This is a genomic window from Curvibacter sp. Hmag1.1 (assembly GCF_059769165.1).
This window is the reverse complement of record NZ_JBMBGX010000002.1, coordinates 2054496-2075640: the sequence shown is the minus strand read 5'-3', so window position 1 is coordinate 2075640 and position 21145 is coordinate 2054496. Positions and strand designations below refer to the sequence as shown.

The window sequence follows — 21145 nt, the reverse complement described above, 5'->3', positions numbered from 1 at the left end:
AAGATATGAACCGTTTCGTCATCCCCGCCGCTATTGGCGCAGGGGCTGTTTTTGTGGGCTGGATCGCTCTGGGCTTTGTAGGCACCAGTTATCTGGCTTTGTGCATGACGTTGCTCATTGGCGCGGTGTATGCCATGGGCCTGCGGGAAATGTCCAGCTACCGCTCCACCACCCACACCTTGCGGCAGGCGCTCACTGACATGGGCGAACCGCTGGAGTCGCTCAGCGCATGGTTGGCCCGCGTACCCGCCGCCTTGCAACCCAGCGTGCGTGCGCGCATTGAGGGTGAGCGGGTGGGCCTGCCGGGCCCATCGCTCACCCCGTACCTCGTTGGACTGTTGGTCATGCTGGGCATGCTGGGCACCTTTCTGGGCATGGTCATGACCTTCAAAGGCGCCGTCTTTGCGCTGGAGGGCTCTGCCGACCTGCAAGCCATTCGCGCGGCGCTTGCGGCACCTATCAAAGGACTGGGCCTGTCCTTCGGTACCTCGGTGGCGGGGGTGGCGACATCGGCTTTGCTGGGTCTGGTGTCCGCACTCTGCCGCCGCGAGCGCCTGCAAGTCACCCGCCTGCTGGACACTCGCATTGCCACGGTGCTGCGGCCCTTCACCCTGGCCCACCAACGGGAAGCCGGGCTGCTGGCCCAGCAGCAGCAAGTGCAGGCACTGCCTGCGGTGGCAGAACAGCTCAGCAGGTTGATGGAACAGATCGAGCAACGCAACCTGGCCCTGAACACACGGCTGGAAGCCCAGCAGCAAGCCTTCCACGCCGACGTCGGCCGCGCTTACACCGGCCTGGCCACAGCCGTGGGGCAAAGCCTGCAAGACAGCCTGTTGGCGGGCGCGAAGCAAACCAGCGAGGCCATCGTGCCGGTGATGGAGTCTGCGCTGCAGCAGCTGGTGGCCGAGACGCGCCAGCAACACACGCAGATGCGTGAAGCCTTGCAAGCGCAACTCCAGGGCGTACAAGCCGCCTTCCACGAAGGCACCCACACCCTGACGGCCGACTGGGCACGCGCCCTGAATGAGAGCACCGCCAGCCTGCAGACCGAATGGCAGCGCGCGGGCGAACACGCGCAGGCGCAGCAGCAGGCTTTGGCCCGCACGCTGGAAGCCAACGTGGCCACCATCACCGAGCACACCGCAAGCCAAGCGAGCGCGGCCATAGCCGGCATGGCCCGTGTGCTGACGCAGTCTGAAGCATTGGTGGCTGCCCAACAGCAGGCCGAGGCCACATGGGCAGAACAGCAGCAGGCCCGCATGGACCAGCTCACCGCCCTGTGGCGCACTGGACTGAACGACTTGCGGGCGGAAGAGGCAGCCCGAAGCGAAGCGACTGCTACCCGCATCAGCGAACTCACCCTGCAACTGCGCACCGGCATGGGCCAGCTGGACGAACGTGACACGCTTGCACTGCAAGAGCGCCAACAGCTCATGGAGCGCCTGCACGGCGTGCTGCAATCGGCCGAGATCACCACGCAGGGCCAGCGCGCCGCCATAGACACCTTGGTGGCCAACACGGGCCACACGCTGCTGCAAGTGCAGGAGCAGTTTTCCCAAACACTGGCGCTGCAAGCCGACAAGGCAGACCACCTCGCCGCGCAAGTGGGAGGCAGTGCCACCGAACTCTCCCACTTGGGCAGCAGCTTCCAGCAAGCGGTGGAACTGTTTGTGGGCACCAGCGAGCAGCTGGTCCAGAGCCTGCAGGGGGTGGAAGCCGCAGTCAACCAATCCATGGAGCGCAGTGACGAGCAGCTGGCCTACTACGTGGCCCAGGCGCGTGAGGTGATCGACCTCAGTCTGAGCTCGCAAAAAGCCGTTGTGGAAGACCTGCGCAAGCTTCGCAATCAGGCCGTCGCTACCGCAGGGACTGCGTGATGACGGACATCGACACCATGGACGACAGCGGAGTCGATAGCGCCCCGGTCTGGGCCACGTTTGGCGACCTGATGGCCGGCCTGCTGGGTGCATTTGTGCTGATTCTGGTCGGTGTGTTGGTGGTGCAGATGGACCTGGTCGCCAACCTGGAGTCCGAAGTCAAAAAACGCCAGCAGGAAGAACAGCGCCGCATGGCGCTGGAGAAGGCCTTGGCCATCCCCTTGCAATCGGGCCGCGTGACCTTGAACAACGGGCGCATCGGCATCAGTGGCAGCGTGCTGTTTGCCGTCAACTCCGACCAGCTACGCGCCGACGGGCGGCAGTTGCTCAAAAGCCTGGTTCCGCCGCTGCAGGTGTACCTGGGTGAAAGGGACGAGATGCTCATGGTCAGCGGCTTTACGGACAACGTAGCCGTCTCGGGGGCCAACCGGCACTTTGCCGACAATCTGGAGCTTTCCGCGCAGCGATCTCTCACCGTGACGCGCGCTCTCATTGAAGAGGGCATGCCTGCCTCGCGCGTGTTTGCTGCAGCTTTTGGCGCACAGCAGCCCGTGGCATCGAACCAAAACGAGAGCGGCCGGGCCCTGAACCGCCGCGTGGAAATGGCCCCGGTACCCAAAGGTACGCAAGCTGCCCATGACTGACGCTTCGCACGCCATGTCCGCACTACTAGAGCGCATGCGCCAGCTCCCAGCGCAGCCACGCACTGCGATTCCCCGCAAAGGCCTCAACGCCCTGAAGGCCCTGAACCGCAGCTTGCAGAGCCCCGCGACAGTCTCTGAAAACACGGCAACTGCATCTAACCCACCGCGCACGGTGGAAATGAAAAGCGTGCAGCAGTTCCGCCAGTCGTGGCAACGCATGAAGGTGCAAGACCAGGTGGAGCACGCGCTGCAACATGGCCCCGCCAACGCCGGCCCGCTCAATTCCCACCGGCTGGTGCTGCGCACTTTGGGTCTGATGCAAGACCTGTCTCCCGCCTACCTGCACCACTTCATGAGCCACCTGGACACCCTGCTGCAGCTGGACACCATGACGCTGCCGCAGGCGGCCAAGCCGGCAAAAGGCGGAAAACGCCGCCTCAAGTAGGATGCGCGAAAGCGTCAAGCTCTAACAGGATTCCCTATGACAGTCTCCCCCATCCAACGCATCAACCCCGCCGCCCAATGGTCAGACGCGGTGGTGCACAACGGCACAGCTTATTTTGTGGAAGTGCCCGAAAGCGGCACCGACATCACCAGCCAATCACTGGCGGTGTTCGCCCAGGCCGAGCGCACGCTGGCGCTGGCCGGTAGCGACAAAAGCCGTTTATTGATTGCCACCATCTACCTCAAGTACATGAGCGACCGTGCTGTCTTCAACGCCGCGTGGCAAGCCTGGCTCCCAGAGGGTTGCGCACCGGCCCGGGTGTGCGTGAGCGCCGAGATGGCCAGCCCGGACTATCTGCTGGAGATTGCATTTACCGCAGCGACCGCCTGAACGGCGTCGCAGGCATTTTTAGGTAAAAAGCGCCCGTAGCGCCCATGGAATATGCGCGGGTAGCTTCTGTTTTGATAGCAGGCTTCTCCGCTCCGGTTTAGCGGCACGTCCCTTGCGTGCACGTTGCGCATGACCGAAGTCGACTTTTCCCAGATCACCGCCTACCAGCGCTACAAGCTCATGGCCAGCCTCATCGTGCCGCGGCCGATTGCGCTGGTCACCAGCCTGAACGCAGCGGGCGTGGTGAACGCCGCACCGTTTTCGATGTTCAACATGCTGGGGGAAGACCCGCCGGTGGTGATGCTCAGCATCAACCGCTTGCAGGACGGGCAGCTCAAGGACACGGCGGCCAACATACTTTCACAGCGCGAGTTCGTCGTGCACATGACGGACGAGCCTCTGGCCGCCCAGATGCACGCCTGCGGCCAGGCCTTCCCGGCATCGGTGAGTGAGCTGGACGCGGTGGGCCTGCATGCCGCCCCGTCCCACACGGTGCGTCCGCCACGTATTGCGGAGGCGCCGGTGGCCTTTGAATGCGTATTGCACGAAACGCTGGAAACGCCCAGCCGCTATGTGTTCATTGGCCGGGTGCTGTGGATGAGCGCACGCGATGGCTTGATAGACACCGAAAAGTGGCGCGTGCACCTGCAGGACTACCACCCGGTGGGTCGCTTCGGCGCTAGCTTCTACACCCGCTGCCGGAACCGCTTCGCCATCGGCGACGACACGGCTCACAACCCCATCGACACACTGTAGGCCGCCACGGCGGCCCCAAGCTCAGGCGCCGCTGCGCACCGGGCCGGTGGAGGCCCGCACCACCAGCACCGGATCGGGCACGTGCACGATGGTGGGTTCGTGCTGGGGGTTTTCAATCAAATCCAACAGCAGGTTGATGGAGATGGTGGCCACCTGCTCAATGCCCAAGGCCACGGTGGTGAGTGCCGGGCGCATGTCGCGTGCTAGCTGGATGTCAGTGATGCCGATGAGCGAAATGTCTTGCGGGATGCGGATGCCCCGGTCGGCCAGCGCCTGGCTGGCGCCATAGGCCATCAAATCATTAGTGCAAAAAATGGCGGTGATGTCGGTGTGCTGCTCCAGCAATGAATCGGTGGCCTCATGGCCACCGGCCACGGTGTCGCTCACATTGCGGACCATTGGCTCAGCCAGCGTAATGCCAGCGGCAGACAAGGCGCTTTTGAACCCGTCCAGACGCCCAAGCTGCATGCCTTCCAGGCCGCAACCCACGATGACACCGATGCGCTGGTGGCCCAAGTCCAGCAAATGCTGCCCTGCAATTTCGCCCGCGCGGTGGAAGTTCACCACCACATGGGGAATGCGGTTGGCCAGGTCCACCTGCTCTTCGGACGCCAGCACGATGGGGGAGCGCCGGGTTTTGAGTTCGTTGATATCGTCCGCGCTGATACCGGTGTGCAGCACCAGCACGCCGTCGGCCAGCGTGCCGGCAATCTGGTGCAGATACGCGCGGCCGATGTCAGGGCGCTCGTCGGTGTTGCACACCATCAGAAAGTAGTTGCGATGCCGCGCCACCCGCTCGGCCACCCGCACGAACTCGGGGTAGAAGGGGTTGTTGATGTCGGGCAGTACCAGCGCCACCATGGACGACTTGCCTTCGGCCAGTGCGCGTGCCATCAGGTTGGGGCGGTAGCCGGTCGCGGCAATCGCCTCTTGCACCTTTTGCACCGTGGCTGGCTTCACCTTCTGGGTATTGCGCAGCACATTGGACACCGTGGCAGTGGTGACTCCTGCCAGGCGGGCGACTTCACTCAGGGTAGCCATGGGCACTGCAACTTGGTGTGAATTGGCATCGAGTGATACTTTTTTTGATCCCTAGGACTTACCCTAGGAGCCGGTTTTTTTGCGGATACCCATAGGTATACTCGAAAAATTGTCGAATTTAACCGCTTAAATTTTAAATTTACGGATGTCTCCCCGGCGGGTCTGCAAGCCTTCCGGACCGGTGGCGGTACGAATGTCGACATGTGTTTCAGTCAGAAATTTAACCGCTTAAATTTACGAAAGGACGCCAGCCGGTACCAGGATTCAACCCCAACACACTCTGGTTTCATTCACAAAGGCAGAGCCTGACCCGCCCCACTTTTTTTGGCAGGCCCGGACTCTGGAGACAACAGATACGCATGCTACGGTTCGCCCCGCATGACGTGCCTGACCCCATATCAACAGGAAGACAGACTATGAATTTCGCCAAACGCTTCACTCTCCGCAGCACCGCCACCGCCATGATCGGCCTGGCTCTGGGCACCACCGGCCTGATGGCCAGCCACGCCGCCAATGCCGGCGAAGTCACCATCTGGGCATGGGACCCGAACTTCAACATCGCCATCATGCAAGAGGCGGCCAAGCGTTACACCGCCAAGAACCCTGGCGTGACCTTCAAGATCGTGGACATGGCCAAAGCCGATGTGGAGCAAAAGCTGCAAACCACCCTGGCCTCCGGCGTGACCAAGAACCTGCCTGACATCGTGCTGGTGGAAGACTACAACGCCCCCAAGTACCTGCGCTCTTTCCCCGGCGCGTTTGAACCCCTGTCCGGCAAGGTGGACCACAAGGCGTTTGCCAACTACAAGGTCAACCTGATGACCTTGGGCGGCAAAGTCTACGGCCTGCCTTTTGACACCGGCACTACCGGCATGTACTACCGCAGCGACCTGATCAAGCAGGCCGGCTTCACCGACAAGGACATGCAGAACATCACCTGGGACCGTTACCTGGAAATCGGCAAGCAAGTCGAAACCAAAACCGGCAAGAAGATGTTCGCCATGGACCCCCAGGACATCGCCAGCATCCGCATCATGATGCAGTCCGCAGGCCGCTGGTACTTTGACAAAGACGGCAAGCTCGACATCAAGAACAACCCCGCCCTGAAGGCCGCGCTGGAAACCCAGGTCAAGTTCATGAAGACCGGCGTTTACAAGCCCACCTCCGGCTGGGGCGAGTGGGTCGGCGCGCTGAACAAGGGTGACGTTGCCTCCGTGATCACCGGCGTGTGGATCACCGGCTCCGTGAAGGCAGAAGCCAGCCAGTCCGGCAAATGGGCTGTGGCCGCCACTCCCCGCCTGAATGTGCCTGGCGCAACCAACGCATCCAACCTGGGCGGTTCCAGCTGGTACGTGCTCTCCAGCGCCAAAGAGAAGGCTGCTGCAGCCGACTTCCTGAACGAAATCTACGCCAAGGATGTGGACTTCTACCAAACCATTCTGCAGTCCCGTGGTGCGGTGGGCTCTTTGTTGGCTTCGCGTAACGGCAAGGCTTACTCTGAAGCCGACCCCTTCTTCGGTGGCGCCAAGGTGTGGCAGCAATACAGCGACTGGATGGGCAAGGTGCCTAGCGTGAACTACGGCATTTACACCGCTGAAGGTGACGCTGCTGTAGCCGCCCAACTGCCGGGCTTGGCCCAAGGCATGCCGGTCGAGAAGGCGCTGGAAAACATCCACAACCAGCTCGCCTCGCAAATCAAGTAAGACACGGCAACACTGCACCCAAGGAGCACCATGGCGCCCAAGCCTACGACCAGCTACCGGCGTTTTTACGACGTCAACGGTTGGCTATTTGTTTCCATCGCACTCGGGCTGATCGGGGTCTTCATGGCCTACCCGATCGTCAAGTCGCTGTGGATGTCCCTGCATGCCGGGCAGGGAACGGTGGTTGAGTTCGTAGGCACCGGCAACATCGTGCGTCTGGCCAGTGATCCTGTCTTTCTGAAAGCGCTGCAAAACACCTGCATCTTCCTGGTGATTCAGGTGCCCATCATGCTGTTGCTGGCGCTGGTCATGGCCAGCTGCCTCAACATGCCGAACCTGCGCTTTCGCGGGCTGTTGCGCACGGCAGTGTTCCTGCCCTGCGTGACCTCGCTGGTGGCGTACTCGGTGGTGTTCAAAAGCATGTTTTCGTATGACGGCCTGGTCAACCACGCGCTGGCGTGGCTGGGCCTTATTGCTGAGCCCATCCCCTGGCTCAACGACCCGTTCTGGTCCAAGGTGGTCATCATCATCGCCATCACCTGGCGCTGGACCGGCTACAACATGATCTTCTATCTCGCGGCCATGCAGAACATCGACAAGTCGATCTATGAGGCTGCCCGTATCGATGGCATCTCGGCCTACCGCCGCTTTGTCTCCATCACTATCCCCAATCTCAAGCCGGTGATCCTGTTCACCACGGTGACCTCCACCATCGGCACCCTCCAGTTGTTTGATGAACCCATGAACATCACCACCGTGGGCACCGTGTTCTCTGACAACACGCTCACGCTGTCCATGTACATCTACAACCTGTCGTTCAAGTTTGTGCCCAACTTCGGCTACGCCGCCACGGTGTCTTACGTCATCGTGCTGCTGGTGGCCGCGCTGGCCGCCATCCAGTTCTATGCCGCCCGGGAGCGCAACTGACATGACCAACTGGGCAGAAAAATTCCGCATGGCCGGCGTCTACCTCTTTCTGGGGGTCATGGCCTTTGTCTCCATCTTTCCCTTTGCCTGGATGGTGATCAGCGCCACCAACGCGTCGGTGGACGTGACCAAGGGCAAGTTCACCTTCGGCAGCGCGTTGCTGGAGAATTTCGAGAAACTCAACAAGAGCTTCGACGTGGCCCAGGTCTTCTGGAACTCCGGAAAGATCGCCATCATCGGCGGCTTCTTCACGCTGCTGGTCTCGTCCATGGCAGGCTACGGCTTTGAAGTATTCAGCTCCAAGACCCGCGAACGCCTGTACAACGGCCTGCTGCTCACGCTGATGGTGCCCTTTGCGGCGCTGATGATTCCGCTGTTCATCCTGATGGCGCAGTTCGATCTGCTGGACACCCACCTCGCCGTAATCCTGCCGGTGGTGGCATCTGCCTACATCGTGTTTTACTTCCGCCAGAGCACCAAAGCCTTCCCGCCCGAGCTGCGCGAAGCCGCGCGCCTTGACGGCCTCAAGGAATGGCAAATTTTCCTGTTTGTGTATGTGCCGGTCATGCGCTCCACCTATGCGGCGGCCTTCATCATCGTGTTCATGGCCGCGTGGAACAACTTCCTCTGGCCCCTCATCGTGCTGCAGTCCCCCGAGCTCAAAACCATCACCCTGGTGTTGTCCTCACTGGGCTCAGCCTACTTTCCTGACTTCGGCGTGATCATGCTGGCGGCCATGCTCGCCACCCTGCCCACCCTGGTCGTCTTCTTCGCAATGCAACGGCAGTTCGTACAGGGCATGCTGGGCTCCGTCAAATAAGGCTTTTCACATGCGTACCGTTACCAAGCTCGTCTCGGGCTGGACCTTTCACACCTCTTTTTCGTCTGAGTTCATCGCCAAGTCCGCTGCCGGCGAGGCCGTGCGCCTCCCGCACAACGCCGTCGACCTGGACATGACCTACTTCGACGAACGCGCATTCCAGAAGGAATTTACCTACCAGTACACCCTGGCCTGGCAGCCCGCATTTGCCGGCCGCGAAGTGGCCCTGCGCTTTGACGGCGCCATGGCCAACAGCGTGGTCTGGGTCAACGGCCAGCAAGTCGCCGCCCACAAAGACGGCTACACCCCGTTCACTGCCCGCCTCACCGGCTTGCTCCAAGAGGGCGACAACCTCATCACCGTGAAGGTGGACGGCAGCGAGAACCCCGAGATTCCCCCCTTCGGTGGCCAGATCGATTACCTGACCTACGCCGGCATCTACCGCGATGTGTGGCTGCAATTGAACGACGCGGTGTCCATTGCGAACCTCAAGGTCGAAACGTCCAACGAACTGAGTGAAGCCAAGGGCGTCACCGTCAAAGGCTTTCTGGCCAACCCCACGCAAGCGGCCTTCACAGGCTCCGCACTGGTGGAACTGTGCGCCGTCGATGGCAACGTGCTGCACCAGCAAACCGTGGACGTGGCGGGCGCGGAGTTCAGCGCATCGTTTGAGTCACTGGCCGGCCTCGCGCTGTGGGAACTGGACAGCCCTGTGCTGTACGTGGCCCGCGTCACGCTGAACACCAGCGCCGGCAGCGACCAGCACAGCACCCGCTTCGGCTTCCGCACCGCGCGCTTCACCACCGAGGGCTTTTTCCTCAACGGCAAGCCACTCAAGATCCGCGGCCTGAACCGCCACCAGAGCTACCCCTATGTAGGCTACGCCATGGGCCAACGCGCCCAGGCCAAAGACGCCGACGTCATGAAGGACGTGCTCAAGTGCAACCTGGTGCGCACCTCGCACTACCCGCAGTCCACCTACTTTCTGGACCGCTGCGACGAGATCGGCCTGCTGGTGTTTGAAGAAATCCCGGGCTGGCAGCACATCGGCGGCCAGGCTTGGCAAGACGAGTCGGTGGAGAACGTGCGCCGCATGGTCGAGCGTGACTGGAACCACCCCTCCATCATCATCTGGGGCGTGCGCATCAACGAGTCGCAGGACAACCACGACTTCTACACCCGCACCAACGCCATGGCCCGCAGCCTGGACACCACCCGCCAGACCGGTGGCGTGCGCTACATCGAAAACAGCGAGCTGCTGGAAGACGTGTACACCGTGAACGACTTCTGCCACGTGGCCCCCCCGGAGTGGATGAAGGGCATTGCCCCCACCCCGCTGCGCCAGCCCCGTCAGGTGACCGGCCTGGCCCACGAGGTGCCGTATCTGGTGACCGAGTTCAACGGCCACATGTACCCTACCAAGCGCATCGACCCCGAAGACCGCCAGGCCGAGCATGTGCGCCGGCATCTGGACGTGCTGAACAAGGCGTATGAAAACCCCGTCATCAGCGGCGCCATCGGCTGGTGCATGTTTGACTACAACACCCACAAGGACTTCGGCGCGGGCGACCGCATCTGCCACCACGGCGTGATGGACATCTTCCGCGAGCCCAAGTTCGCCGCGTGGGGTTACACCAGCCAGTGCAGCCCTGCAGAGCAAGTGGTGCTGCAACCCGTGACCTACTGGGCCCGTGGCGAGAAAGACCGCTGTGAAGTGCTGCCCCTGATCGTGCTCACCAACTGCGACTATGTGGAACTGCAAGTGGGCGACTTTGCACCCAAGCGCGCCGAGCCTGACCGCGCGCTGTACCCCCACCTGCCGCACGCGCCAGTCATTTTTGACAGCCGCCACGTCAACATGAACGACCTGGGTGCCTGGGGCATGCTGTGGCGGGATGCCACGGTGACTGGCTATATCAACGGCAAAGCGGTTTCCACCGTCAAGCTCTCGGGCAACCCGGTGCCCACCACTTTACAAGTGCATGTGGACGACACGCAATTGCAAGCCCATGAGAAAGACGCTACACGCGTCATCGTGCGCGCGCTGGATCAGGCCGGCCGCCTGCTGCCGTTTATGGACGACGTGGTGCATGTGCAAGTAACCGGCGCAGCCAAGCTGCTGGGCCCCGATTTGCTCACACTCAAGGGCGGCACCACCGGCTTCTGGCTGGAAACCACCGGCGCTGTGGGTGACATTACCTTAAGCGTATCCACCCGCCGCATGGGCGAGCAGCGCGTCACGCTGCGCGCCGCGTAAAAAACCGAGTCGACGAGGAATAGAACATGGCAGACGTCAAACTCACCCAGGTCCGCAAATCATTCGGCGAGATCGACATCATCCGGGGCGTGGACCTCGACATCAAACACGGCGAATTCGTGGTGTTCGTGGGCCCCTCTGGCTGCGGCAAATCCACGCTGTTGCGCGCCATCTCGGGCCTCGAAGACATCACCAGCGGCGAGCTGCGCATCGGCGACCAGGTGATGAACCATGTGGACCCGTCCAAGCGCGGCATTGCCATGGTGTTCCAGAGCTACGCGCTCTACCCCCACATGACAGTGCGCGAAAACATGGGCTTTGCCCTCAAGCACGCCGGTGTGGCCAAAGACGTGGTCAAGAGCAAGGTAGACGCCGCCGCCAAGATTCTGGGCCTCGAGCCGCTGATGGACCGCAAGCCCAAGGCCCTGTCGGGCGGGCAGCGCCAGCGCGTGGCCATCGGCCGTGCCATCGTGCGCGACCCGCAGGTGTTCTTGTTTGACGAGCCTCTCTCCAACCTCGACGCCGAGCTGCGCGTACACATGCGCATCGAAATTGCGCGCCTGCACCGCGAGTTGGGCAGCACCATCATCTATGTGACGCACGACCAGGTGGAGGCCATGACCCTGGCCGACAAAATCGTCGTGCTGCGCGCCGGTGTGGTCGAACAAGTGGGTGCGCCGCTGGAGCTGTATGACAACCCGGCCAACACCTTTGTGGCCGGCTTCATCGGCTCGCCGCGCATGAACTTCTTTGAAGGCAAGGTCACCGGCCACGCCTCCGTGAACGGCAGCAATGGCTGCCAGATCAGCCTCAACGGTTTTGACAACACCACCATCCAACTGCCCCTTGGCGGCTCCTTGCCGGCCGTGGGCAGCGAGGTGTCGGTAGGCGTGCGGCCCGAGCACTTCCAGGAACAGGGCGACACCGTCCTGCCCGTCACCATCGACATGCTGGAACACCTGGGCGGCGAGACCTTTACCTACGCCCGCTCCAGCGGCGGCGTGATGGTGGTTATCGAGAGCAAAAACGGCCGCGAGCTGCGCTCCGGCCAGGCCCTGGAAGCCCGCTTTGATGCTACAAAGGCCTTGTTGTTCGACAAGAGCGGCGCCCGCATTTACGGCTCATGAGCACCCACGCACCCGAGGCTTCTGCCTCCTTCACCACCCTGCATGGCACCCACACCAGCGTGGTGCTGGAGGTGCGTCCGGGTGAGGCGCCGCTGTGGCGCTACTGGGGCCCACGCCTGCCAGACAACTGCGTGCCCCTGGCTCCGCTGCGCGACGGCCGGGCCATCCCGCCCAGCAGCATGGAGTTCGACCAGCCGCTGACCGTGGCCCCCACTTTCGGCGTGGGCTGGTACATGCAAAGCGCCTTGCTGGCCCACCGCAGCGGCCAGCAGTTTGCGCAACAGTTCACCCACTGCGAGGTGGAAACCCTGCTCACCGGCAAGCGCATTGCCATCCACCTCACTGATAGCGTGGCGCAACTGCGCCTCACGCTGCACATGGCGCTGGATGCGCACGATGTGCTGCAGCTCAGCAGCACCCTGGCGAACGACGGGCCCGATGTGCTGGACGTGCAGTGGCTGGCCGCAGGCACGGTGCCGCTGCCCGGCAACGCCCAGGCCGTGCGCTTTTACACCGGCCAGTGGGCCAACGAATTTCAGTTGCAGGTGGACGCCCTCTCGCGCAGCATCTGGCAGCGCGAGAACCGGCGCGGTCGCACCTCGCACGACAGTTTTCCCGGTGCCGTAGTCACCACCCCCGGCAGCACCGAACACGAGGGCACGGTGTATGGCGCGCACTTGGCTTGGTCAGGCAACCACCGCCAATCCATCGAGTGGCTGCACGACGGGCAATACCAATGGCAAATGGGCGAATGGCTGGCCCCCGGCGAAGTGCGCTTGGGCGCAGGCGAACACCTGCAAACACCCACCCTGTTTGCCAGCTGCTCGGTGCAAGGCCTGAACGGCCTGGCTGCGAACTTCCACGCCACGGTGCGCAGCCGCCTGCCCTGGCCCGGTGGCCGCATGCGCCCGCGCCCGGTGCACCTCAACACCTGGGAAGCGGTGTACTTCGACCATCGCACCGACGACATCCGCGCACTGGCCGAAGCCGCCGCCAGCGTGGGCGTGGAGCGCTTTGTGCTGGACGACGGCTGGTTCCAGGGCCGCCACAGCGACCGCGCCGCCCTGGGCGACTGGTGGCCCGACCCCGCCAAATACCCCGATGGCTTGCAACCCCTGGCCCGCCATGTGAACCAGCTGGGCATGGAGTTCGGCCTGTGGGTGGAGCCCGAAATGGTCAACCCCGACAGCCAGCTCTTCCGCACCCAGCCCGACTGGGCGCTGCAGCTGGAAGGCCGCCCCCTGCTCACCATGCGCAACCAGCTGGTGCTGGACGTAGCCCGCCCCGAGGTGGCCGACTACCTGTTTGCCAAGCTACACGCGCTCCTGAGCAACGTGCCGATTGCCTACCTCAAGTGGGACATGAACCGCGACCTCACCACCGCCGGCGACGCGCTGGGCCGCCCGGCCTACCGCCGCTTTGTGCACGCGCTGTATGCGCTAGTGGACCGGGTGCGCGCAGCCCACCCGCAGCTGGAGATTGAAAGCTGTGCCTCCGGCGGCGCGCGGCTGGACATGGGTGTGCTCGCCCACACCCACCGCGTCTGGACCAGCGACTGCAACGACGCACTCTCGCGCGTAGCCATCCAACGCGGCGCGCTGCAGTTTTTGCCGCCCGAGATTCTGGGCGCTCACATCGGCCCCGCGCCCGCGCACACCACCGGCCGCAACCAGAGCCTGAATTTCCGTGCCGGCGTCGCTTTGAGCGGGCACCTCGGCATAGAGGCCGACGTGCGCCACATGAGCGATGAGGACCGCATGGCCCTGGGCCGCTGGGTGGGCATGTACAAACAGCTGCGCAACCGCCTGCACACCGGCCAGGTGTGGCTCGGCGAGGCCGGCGACGGCGTGGTCTGGCAAGCCCATGGCGATGCCGGTGCAAGCGAAATTCTGCTGCTGGTGTACCGCACTACGCCCACCACCCACCGCAACACGCCGCCCTTGCGCCTGCCCATGCTGCGCCCGGCGGCGCACTACACCATCGAGCGGCTGGACCCAACCCCACCCGAGTGGACCAGCAGCCCGCTCAACGATGCAGCACTTGCCGCTGGTGCCCAAGCGGCCCTGCCGCCCACCGCCCACGGCGCGTGGCTGGCCGCAGTCGGTCTACCGCTACCGCGCATGGTTGCCGAGAACGCGCTGATCTACCGGTTGCGGTTTATTCCCCAGTAAGCGTCTTTTCGATGCGGCGGTCGGGGATCAGCCAGATGCAGGCCACCAACCCGACAAAGATGCCGGCCAATGCCGGGTAGCCCGCCAGCGCCAAGCCAATCGAAACGACGTAGCTGGCCAGCGAAATCTTGCCTTTGCGGTCGGTGCCCACCGCGTGGCTGAGTGTCGACTCGCGGCCCTCGTGGCGGATGATGCAGCTCTGCAGCCAGGTGTAGGCCGCAGCGCACAGGCAGAGGTCCACGCAGTACAGCACCACAGGGGTGGCGGCAAAGTGGTTCTCGCCCATCCAGGCAGTGGCAAAGGGCATGAGGGACAACCAGAACAGCAGGTTCAGGTTGGCCCAGAGGATGCTGCCATTCACCTTTTTGACCGCGTGCATCAGGTGGTGGTGGTTGTTCCAGTAAATGCCCACGTTCACAAAGCTCAGCACGTAGCTCAGGAACACGGGCCACAGCGGCAGCAGGTCTGCCAGCGTCTCTCCGTGCGGCACTTTGAACTCCAGCACCATGATGGTGATGATGATGGCGATGACGCCATCGCTAAAGGCTTCGAGGCGGTTTTTGTTCATCCGGATGCTCCTTGGTGCGGGGGGTGCTGTAATTGTCCACAATGGCGGGGCACGCAAACCGCCTATTCCTTGAGAGCAACTCCATGAAAACACTATTCGCCAGTATCACCCTCGCCTTGATGGCTTTCTCGGCCCAGGCCAAAGACGTCATCATCGACGTGCGCAGTCCGCAAGAGTTTGCCGCCGGGCATGTGGAAGGCGCCATCAACATCGAGCACACCGCCATCGCCCAGGAGATTGCCAAGGCGGGCGTGGGCAAGGACGACACCGTGCTGCTGTACTGCCAGAGTGGCCGGCGCAGCGGCATCGCGCTGGACACGCTCAAGGGATTGGGCTTTAGCAAAGCCGAAAACGTGGGCGGCATCGAGCAGGCCCGCAAAACCCTGGCCAAAAAGTAAAGCAGGGCGCGCGCATGGCGGAAGTCACCCTGACCGGCCTGGCACCGCTGGTGTCACCCGCGACCAAGGTGCTGATATTGGGCAGCTTTCCCGGTGTGCGCTCGCTGCAGGCGCAAGAGTATTACGGCCACCCGCAAAACCAGTTCTGGAAGATATTGCAAGCCATTTGGCCGGCTAGCGCTCATGGAATATGCGCGAACAGCTATGAAAATCGTAGCAAATGGCTGCTGGAACGCGGCCTGGGCGTGTGGGACGTGTACGCCAGCTGCGAGCGCGAAGGCAGCCTGGACAGTGCCATCCGCAACGCGGTGCCCAACGATATCGCCGCGCTGCACCTGCCGCAGCTACAGGCCATCGGCCACAACGGCGGCGAAAGCTTCAAACACGCCCGCCACACCCGCACCCTAGGCGTGCCCGTCTACCAGCTCCCCAGCACCAGCCCGGCGAATGCGTCATGGAGCTTTGAGCGCAAGCTGGCGGCGTGGCGGGAGGTGATGGAGCGGCATGGGTTGGTTTAAGAGCGAAATCAGGCTCTAGCGCTCGTGGATATTGCGCAAACAGCTATCGAAAGCGAAGCAAATTCAGCTGAGACCTAGTTACCGTTGGTAAGTAGCAACTCACCTAGCAAGTCTGAAACTCCATCAGTTTCACTTGACATAGGGACTGCGATCAAAGCCACTTCAACCTGCCGCAAGCCTTGCCGAACAGTTGCCCGCGACATGATGCGCTTTTGATCAGCAAGCGTCTGCCACTGATCATGCGGCGTGGGATAAGCCAAGCAGGCTACAACTCTTGGTGTATCAAAAAGTTTGCTGTAGGCCAAGACGCTTGAGATCTCCTCATCGCATTGCCTCAAAAATCTGGCAGTATATTGAAGCGTCACACGGGTAGGGCTTATGGGGACAACAACAAACAACGCGGCCATTGAACTTATGCCGCGCGCCTCGGTAATGATCGAGGCGATGCGGGACATTGGGTACTCCTTCGATTCAGCGGTTGCTGACATCATTGATAACAGCATCGCTGCCGGCGCAGAAAACATTCTGCTGCGATATGGCTGGGAAGCCGATCTTCCTTGGATTGCCGTCATCGACGATGGCCGCGGCATGCTTAGGGACGAGTTAACTGAAGCAATGAGGCCCGGGTCTAAAGATCCGAGGGCAGAACGTGCTACACACGATTTGGGACGCTTTGGCCTTGGACTAAAGACCGCTTCCTTCAGTCAGTGTCGAGAGCTAACAGTTCTTTCCAGAAGAGCCTCGGTGCAGTCCGGGATGCGCTGGGATCTTGACCAGGTAGCGCTCAGCGACCGGTGGGAAATCACTGAAGTTCAGCCCACTGAGATGAAAGAATTGCCATGTGGCCCCCCCGTCGCGGAAAGCGGCACTACCGTACTCTGGCGCAAGATCGACCGGCTAGAACTTGCAGGTCTTGGCGACATGGGTCACGACGCCTTCAACGAATTGATGGCCTCGGTGAGACAGCATTTGGCGCTGATTTTTCACCGCTTCCTCAAGGGAGAGGCGGGCCTGAAAAAAATCAAGATGTCAATTAACGGCACTGACATCGATCCATATGACCCGTTTGCTGAGAACAACATCGCTACGCAACAGTTCCCGCAAGAAGTGGTTAGTTTTAGGGGCAACGAGGTCAAGATACAAGCGTTCGTTCTACCCCACCACTCAAAAGTAACTGTTAGGGAATACGAAAAGCTCGCGGGACGAGAGGGGTATCTGAGAAATCAGGGGTTCTATGTCTATCGAAACAGACGCCTGATCATCTGGGGAAGCTGGTTCCGACTTGCCCGCCAAGAAGAACTAACAAAGCTGGCCAGAGTCCGAATTGATATTCCTAACAATATGGATCAGCATTGGGGCATTGACGTACGAAAGGCTCGTGCGCACCCGCCCCTCGTAGTCAGAAACCGGCTGAAACAAGTTATCGAGCAGATTCGATCAGGCGCAAAGCGACCGTTCACGCAACGCGGAAGGGTCGTTATCGAAACCAACGCATCTCCTGTGTGGGTACGAAAGATCCACAACGAGCGCATCGAATACGTGATCAACGATACACACCCGCTGCTTACTGAACTGATTCATGACCTTCCAGAGCCCCAGCGCAAAGGACTTGGTCAGCTACTAAAAATGATAGGACAGTCATTCCCCGCAGCAGCATTCTTCAGTGACTACTCAAATACTCCCAAACAGGTGGAGGTAGAGCAACCAGACCTCGATGTTTTGGCATCACTCGCAAGAATGTTGATACAGGCCAACCCCGACCTTGATCAGGCTGGAATATCAAACGTGCTTGGGGGCATTGAGCCCTTCAGCCGCCACCCTAACCAAATCGGACTCATCCTCAGCAAAGCGCTCAAGAACTAGATTAGGAGAGGATTCACGATGACTATTGAAAACGCTCAAAACATGGCAATCGGGATGCTAGCTAACATGCCTGAGCGTACCTCGGAGACGGTACGAACCGTTCTCAAAACAGCAATTTCTTTGTTCCCCGGCTTAGCCAAGACCATACCCGATTCAGTGTTCGAGGATGTCGCGCGGCAAATCGAGTCAAAGCTATCGATCAGTGTCCAAGATGCGTCAGCAATTCAAGTTGAGTTCGAACCCTGGTTGCCAGGAAGGCGGTCCGAGGTCCAACCCTACTACTACAGCCGCTATAGGCGATATCTCTCTACTCGAGGCTTCAATAACTCCGTACTTGGGGTGCTCGACAAGGATACCGACAAGATAGTTGGCCTGATGCAGAACCCGGAGCTACCAGGCAGCTGGGCCAGACGCGGTCTTGTGGTTGGACATGTCCAGTCAGGCAAGACCGCCAACTACAGCGGCGTGATCTGTAAGGCCGCCGACTACGGGTACAAATTCATTGTCATCCTCACCGGTATCCAGGAGGACCTCCGTATACAGACTCAGGAACGAATCGAGGAAGGGTTCACGGGGATAAGTTCCGAGGCGACTTCTGGCAAGGACTCTGCGGTAGGGGTCGGTCTCTTCGGTCTCGAAAAGCGTCCAGTCTGTCTCACCACAAGGGCGGACGATTTCAGATCGAATGCACGCGATCTCGGAGTCTCGCTTCAGTCACTCAGTGAGCCACTCGTATTGGTCATGAAGAAGAACTCTCGCATTCTGGGAAATCTAATTGACTGGCTCGAAATCCGAAACCGCCAGGCGGGCGCGCGAATCAGCAGTGTCCCCATGCTGCTTATTGATGATGAAGCTGACAATGCATCCGTCAATGTGGCAAAGAATGACGACTCTCCGTCCGCTATCAACGACCGCATTCGTAAGCTGCTCGACTCCTTTGACAGGAATGTGTACCTTGGATACACGGCAACCCCTTTCGCGAACATCTTCATCGACCCCGACAGCAAGGATGCGATGGAACGCGAGGACCTGTTCCCCCGGGACTTTATCGTCTCTCTCGACGCGCCGACCAACTACGTCGGCGCTTCAAGGATTTTTCCTGAAGCCGGAGACCTTCACAACACTCTGATCACAGTCGATGACCACGATGACTTGCTTCCAGAAAGGCACAAAATCTCGCACCCTCTTCCCCGAATTCCTGATTCGCTAAAGGAAGCCGTCAGGACATTCATCCTGGCAAGGGCGATCCGTATCGTTCGTGGGCAGGGACGAAGCCACTCCTCAATGCTCATCAATGCTTCGCGGTTCAACGAAGTGCAGACCAAGCTTACCGGTCTTGTGTCTGATCTTATGAACACCATCAGGTCAGCCTGCACAGGGCACGCTGGCCTGCCAGAAAAGGACGCCGTTAAAGACCCTGAAGTCAGCAAACTGCGCGAAACGTGGATTCGAGAGTATGGAGGTCGGGTTTCGGAAACATGGACCCAGGTTCAAGCGGCACTCGTTAGCGCAACCGGGCCGATCGAGGTTCGCAAGGTCAACAGCAAGTCACCCGACAAACTGGACTACCGCCGCTACAAAAACGACGGCCTGCACGTCATCGCGGTGGGCGGCTTTGCGCTTTCGCGCGGTTTCACGCTGGAGGGACTGACTGTCAGTTACTTCCTGCGTAACTCCATGATGTACGACACCCTTCTGCAGATGGGTCGCTGGTTTGGGTACCGCGATGGCTACACAGATGTTTGCCGCATCTATATGACTGAGGAAGCTACCGATTGGTATGCCCACATTTCCGAAGCGATTGACGAGCTTCGCGACGAGTTCAACCGCATGGAGCGCGCGGGTGCGCGTCCCATTGATTTCGGTTTGAAGGTGCGGGCACATCCAGAATCACTGATCGTCACTGCACGCAACAAGATGAAGTCAGGCGTCAAGGTGAGTCATTCTGTTTCTCTTGCAGGAAAGCTCATCGAAACCACCCGACTCCGCACCGATGCCATCGAACATAACAGAGGCGTGATGGCCCATTTGCTCGAATCCTTGAGACAGATTCGCGAACCCGTCCAACCTAAAGAGTTTGGTTACTTGTGGACCGAAATGCCGGTTGCGCCAATGATTCGAAACTTCATATCGAACTTTCGAAATCACGACGACGTAGCGCTTATCACCCAAGCTGAGCCGGTAAACGCCTACATCCAAGCGCGTGAATCGGATGAACTGGCCTTATGGGATATCTGCCTGTATAGCCCTCGGAGTGAAAACCCTTCAACAATCAGCTTCGGCCAGTTCACTCCCAACACGCAGTCCCGGTCTTCTTTATGGAAGCGCAGCCAAAGTGGGCTCGAATACATCGCGGTGAGCGGTAAGGCCCTGCGAGTTGGTGGTCGTGGACAGGCTATGGCGGGAATGGGGAATGACGATAAAGAGCGCGCAAAAAACACATGGACTAAAGAGTCGGATATTCCAGACTATCACCTGAACTTGCACCGCACTAGGCCGCTTCTCATGCTGCATGTCCTAGACATCTGGGACAAAGAAAAGGACAAAGAAAAGGAAAACCCTCCAAAAGAGCCCAGCGTCGTAGCTTGGGGTATCGCATTCCCGAACTCCGGCGTCAAGGCGCATGAGGTTACATACGTTGTGAACACAACCTGGTGGGCAGAGAACTACGGCAAGCAAGAGGACGACACAGATGAAGACTGACACCCCCTGGCACGGGCTGACCCCGCCACTCGCCGGAAACTTAAGCGCCCGACGTGCACTTCCGGAACACCCCCTCGACTTTTTCTATGCCGTGAACTCAGACAACCAACTGATGTTGCTACTCCAGTTGGGCCAAGAGATTGCGGGGGTGCAAGAGCTACCTCGACTCAAGGGGCTGCGTCTTCAATGGGTCGAGGCGTCACATTCGCTGCAACTGGCACTAGTCCACAAGCAAGATGTCGAACTATTCACCTTACTATGCAGAGATCTAATTTCCTGCACATCCCACGCAAGTTCTGGCGCAGAGGGCCTCGACTTGATTTGTGCCCGACTGGTGAAGTGGCAACGTCTGCTTTCCAGAGGCGGTCCCCGTCTTCTTGATGCGCATGAGATTCGTGGTCTATTTGCCGAACTAACGTTCCTTCAAAACGAATTGATACCCAAGTTCGGACACGATGCTGTGCAGTCGTGGAAGGGACCGTCCGGCTTCCCACAAGATTTTGCTGCCGATAACAAGGTGTTCGAGATCAAGTCACACCTTGTGGGCGCCCAACAAGTGGTTCGAATCTCATCGCCTACGCAATTGTGGGTTGATACCTTAAACCTATACCTCTGCATCTACCACCTCACAGAAGTATCTGCCGGAGGCAAAAGCTTATGTGCCCTGATCGACGAGATTATTTTCACATTGAGACCATCAGCGACCGCAACGGAAGAGTTTGAAGAAAAGCTCATCAGCCTCGGCTATATCGACCTTCCGGAATACCGCATGCAGGAGTTCGCAATAGCGAAGTTTGATGTTTTCCAAGTTGGCGATGAGTTTCCCAGAATCGCCCTGCCCGCAATTAGGCCTGGAATTCAAGATCTGACATATGGTATCCAACTGGCCGCACTTTCACCATTTAGCGCAACTATCTTGTGGAGCAATGTCTAAGCT

At 60.2% G+C, this 21145-nt stretch carries 19 protein-coding genes; 16 read left to right on the top strand and 3 right to left on the bottom strand.

The annotated features are described in order from the left end of the window. Positions 1 to 5 precede the first annotated feature (5 nt). The 5 genes from ACOAP0_RS10450 (at position 6) to ACOAP0_RS10430 (ending at position 4112) form a co-directional block, all read left to right on the top strand. A complete protein-coding gene (locus tag ACOAP0_RS10450) occupies positions 6 to 1877 on the top strand; it encodes a hypothetical protein (RefSeq protein ID WP_498376351.1) in 1872 nt (623 codons plus the stop codon). Next, positions 1877 to 2521 (top strand): OmpA family protein, encoded by a 645-nt coding sequence (locus tag ACOAP0_RS10445; RefSeq protein WP_498376350.1) that lies wholly within the window; start codon positions 1877 to 1879, stop codon positions 2519 to 2521. The genes ACOAP0_RS10450 and ACOAP0_RS10445 overlap by 1 nt, the downstream gene beginning before the upstream one ends. Further along, the gene (locus tag ACOAP0_RS10440; protein WP_498391402.1) at positions 2514 to 2966 is read left to right on the top strand and encodes a DUF2894 domain-containing protein; all 453 of its coding nucleotides are present in this window, start codon (positions 2514 to 2516) and stop codon (positions 2964 to 2966) included. The genes ACOAP0_RS10445 and ACOAP0_RS10440 overlap by 8 nt, the downstream gene beginning before the upstream one ends. 36 nt (positions 2967 to 3002) lie before the next feature. Then, positions 3003 to 3356 (top strand): RidA family protein, encoded by a 354-nt coding sequence (locus ACOAP0_RS10435; RefSeq protein WP_498376348.1) that lies wholly within the window; start codon positions 3003 to 3005, stop codon positions 3354 to 3356. 129 nt (positions 3357 to 3485) lie between these two features. Then, complete coding sequence (locus ACOAP0_RS10430; protein ID WP_498376347.1) at positions 3486 to 4112, top strand: flavin reductase family protein; 627 nt, start codon at positions 3486 to 3488, stop codon at positions 4110 to 4112. 21 nt (positions 4113 to 4133) lie between these two features. On the opposite strand, the gene ACOAP0_RS10425 is transcribed toward ACOAP0_RS10430, so the two are convergent. Further along, a complete protein-coding gene (locus ACOAP0_RS10425; RefSeq protein ID WP_498376346.1) occupies positions 4134 to 5153 on the bottom strand; it encodes a LacI family DNA-binding transcriptional regulator in 1020 nt (339 codons plus the stop codon). A gap of 416 nt (positions 5154 to 5569) precedes the next feature. On the opposite strand from ACOAP0_RS10425, the gene ACOAP0_RS10420 reads away from it, so the two are divergent. The 6 genes from ACOAP0_RS10420 to ACOAP0_RS10395 are packed head-to-tail and all read left to right on the top strand — an operon-like array spanning position 5570 to position 14158. Further along, the gene (locus ACOAP0_RS10420) at positions 5570 to 6856 is read left to right on the top strand and encodes an ABC transporter substrate-binding protein (protein WP_087495751.1); all 1287 of its coding nucleotides are present in this window, start codon (positions 5570 to 5572) and stop codon (positions 6854 to 6856) included. 30 nt (positions 6857 to 6886) lie between these two features. Beyond that, on the top strand, positions 6887 to 7783 hold the full coding sequence (locus ACOAP0_RS10415) for a carbohydrate ABC transporter permease (protein ID WP_481874259.1): 897 nt from the start codon (positions 6887 to 6889) through the stop codon (positions 7781 to 7783). Position 7784: 1 nt separating this feature from the next. Continuing rightward, positions 7785 to 8603 carry a carbohydrate ABC transporter permease gene (locus tag ACOAP0_RS10410; protein WP_498376345.1) on the top strand — a complete coding sequence of 273 codons (819 nt, stop codon included), beginning with the start codon at positions 7785 to 7787 and terminating at the stop codon, positions 8601 to 8603. A gap of 10 nt (positions 8604 to 8613) precedes the next feature. Beyond that, the gene (locus ACOAP0_RS10405; protein WP_498376344.1) at positions 8614 to 10860 is read left to right on the top strand and encodes a glycoside hydrolase family 2 protein; all 2247 of its coding nucleotides are present in this window, start codon (positions 8614 to 8616) and stop codon (positions 10858 to 10860) included. A 26-nt stretch (positions 10861 to 10886) separates the two neighbouring features. Next, positions 10887 to 11987 carry an ABC transporter ATP-binding protein gene (locus ACOAP0_RS10400; protein ID WP_498376343.1) on the top strand — a complete coding sequence of 367 codons (1101 nt, stop codon included), beginning with the start codon at positions 10887 to 10889 and terminating at the stop codon, positions 11985 to 11987. Beyond that, positions 11984 to 14158: an alpha-galactosidase gene (locus tag ACOAP0_RS10395; RefSeq protein ID WP_498376342.1), complete on the top strand. Its 2175-nt coding sequence runs from the start codon at positions 11984 to 11986 to the stop codon at positions 14156 to 14158. Before ACOAP0_RS10400 ends, ACOAP0_RS10395 begins: the two co-directional genes overlap by 4 nt. Here ACOAP0_RS10395 and ACOAP0_RS10390 read toward each other — a convergent pair. Then, positions 14145 to 14726 (bottom strand): TMEM175 family protein, encoded by a 582-nt coding sequence (locus tag ACOAP0_RS10390; RefSeq protein WP_087495745.1) that lies wholly within the window; start codon positions 14724 to 14726, stop codon positions 14145 to 14147. The two genes, ACOAP0_RS10395 and ACOAP0_RS10390, sit on opposite strands and share 14 nt — an antisense overlap. Positions 14727 to 14809: 83 nt before the next feature. On the opposite strand from ACOAP0_RS10390, the gene ACOAP0_RS10385 reads away from it, so the two are divergent. Both ACOAP0_RS10385 and ACOAP0_RS10380 read left to right on the top strand, forming a co-directional pair. Then, entirely contained in the window at positions 14810 to 15124 is a 315-nt protein-coding gene (locus ACOAP0_RS10385) for a rhodanese-like domain-containing protein (protein WP_498376341.1), read from the top strand. Between the two features lie 14 nt (positions 15125 to 15138). Beyond that, a complete protein-coding gene (locus ACOAP0_RS10380; protein WP_498376339.1) occupies positions 15139 to 15642 on the top strand; it encodes a DNA-deoxyinosine glycosylase in 504 nt (167 codons plus the stop codon). A gap of 74 nt (positions 15643 to 15716) precedes the next feature. Here the strand turns inward: ACOAP0_RS10380 and ACOAP0_RS10375 are convergent, their stop codons facing one another. After that, on the bottom strand, positions 15717 to 16097 hold the full coding sequence (locus tag ACOAP0_RS10375) for a hypothetical protein (protein ID WP_498376338.1): 381 nt from the start codon (positions 16095 to 16097) through the stop codon (positions 15717 to 15719). Between ACOAP0_RS10375 and ACOAP0_RS10370 the strand changes: the two genes are divergently transcribed. From ACOAP0_RS10370 to ACOAP0_RS10360, 3 genes are read left to right on the top strand one after another with little or no spacing between them, the layout of a single operon-like run. After that, entirely contained in the window at positions 16075 to 17505 is a 1431-nt protein-coding gene (locus ACOAP0_RS10370; RefSeq protein WP_498391401.1) for an ATP-binding protein, read from the top strand. The two genes, ACOAP0_RS10375 and ACOAP0_RS10370, sit on opposite strands and share 23 nt — an antisense overlap. Before the next feature lie 18 nt (positions 17506 to 17523). Next, positions 17524 to 20208, top strand: a complete 2685-nt coding sequence (locus ACOAP0_RS10365; protein ID WP_498376336.1) for a Z1 domain-containing protein — start codon at positions 17524 to 17526, stop codon at positions 20206 to 20208. Continuing rightward, positions 20198 to 21142, top strand: a complete 945-nt coding sequence (locus ACOAP0_RS10360) for a PD-(D/E)XK motif protein (RefSeq protein WP_498376335.1) — start codon at positions 20198 to 20200, stop codon at positions 21140 to 21142. The genes ACOAP0_RS10365 and ACOAP0_RS10360 overlap by 11 nt, the downstream gene beginning before the upstream one ends. Positions 21143 to 21145: the final 3 nt, after the last annotated feature.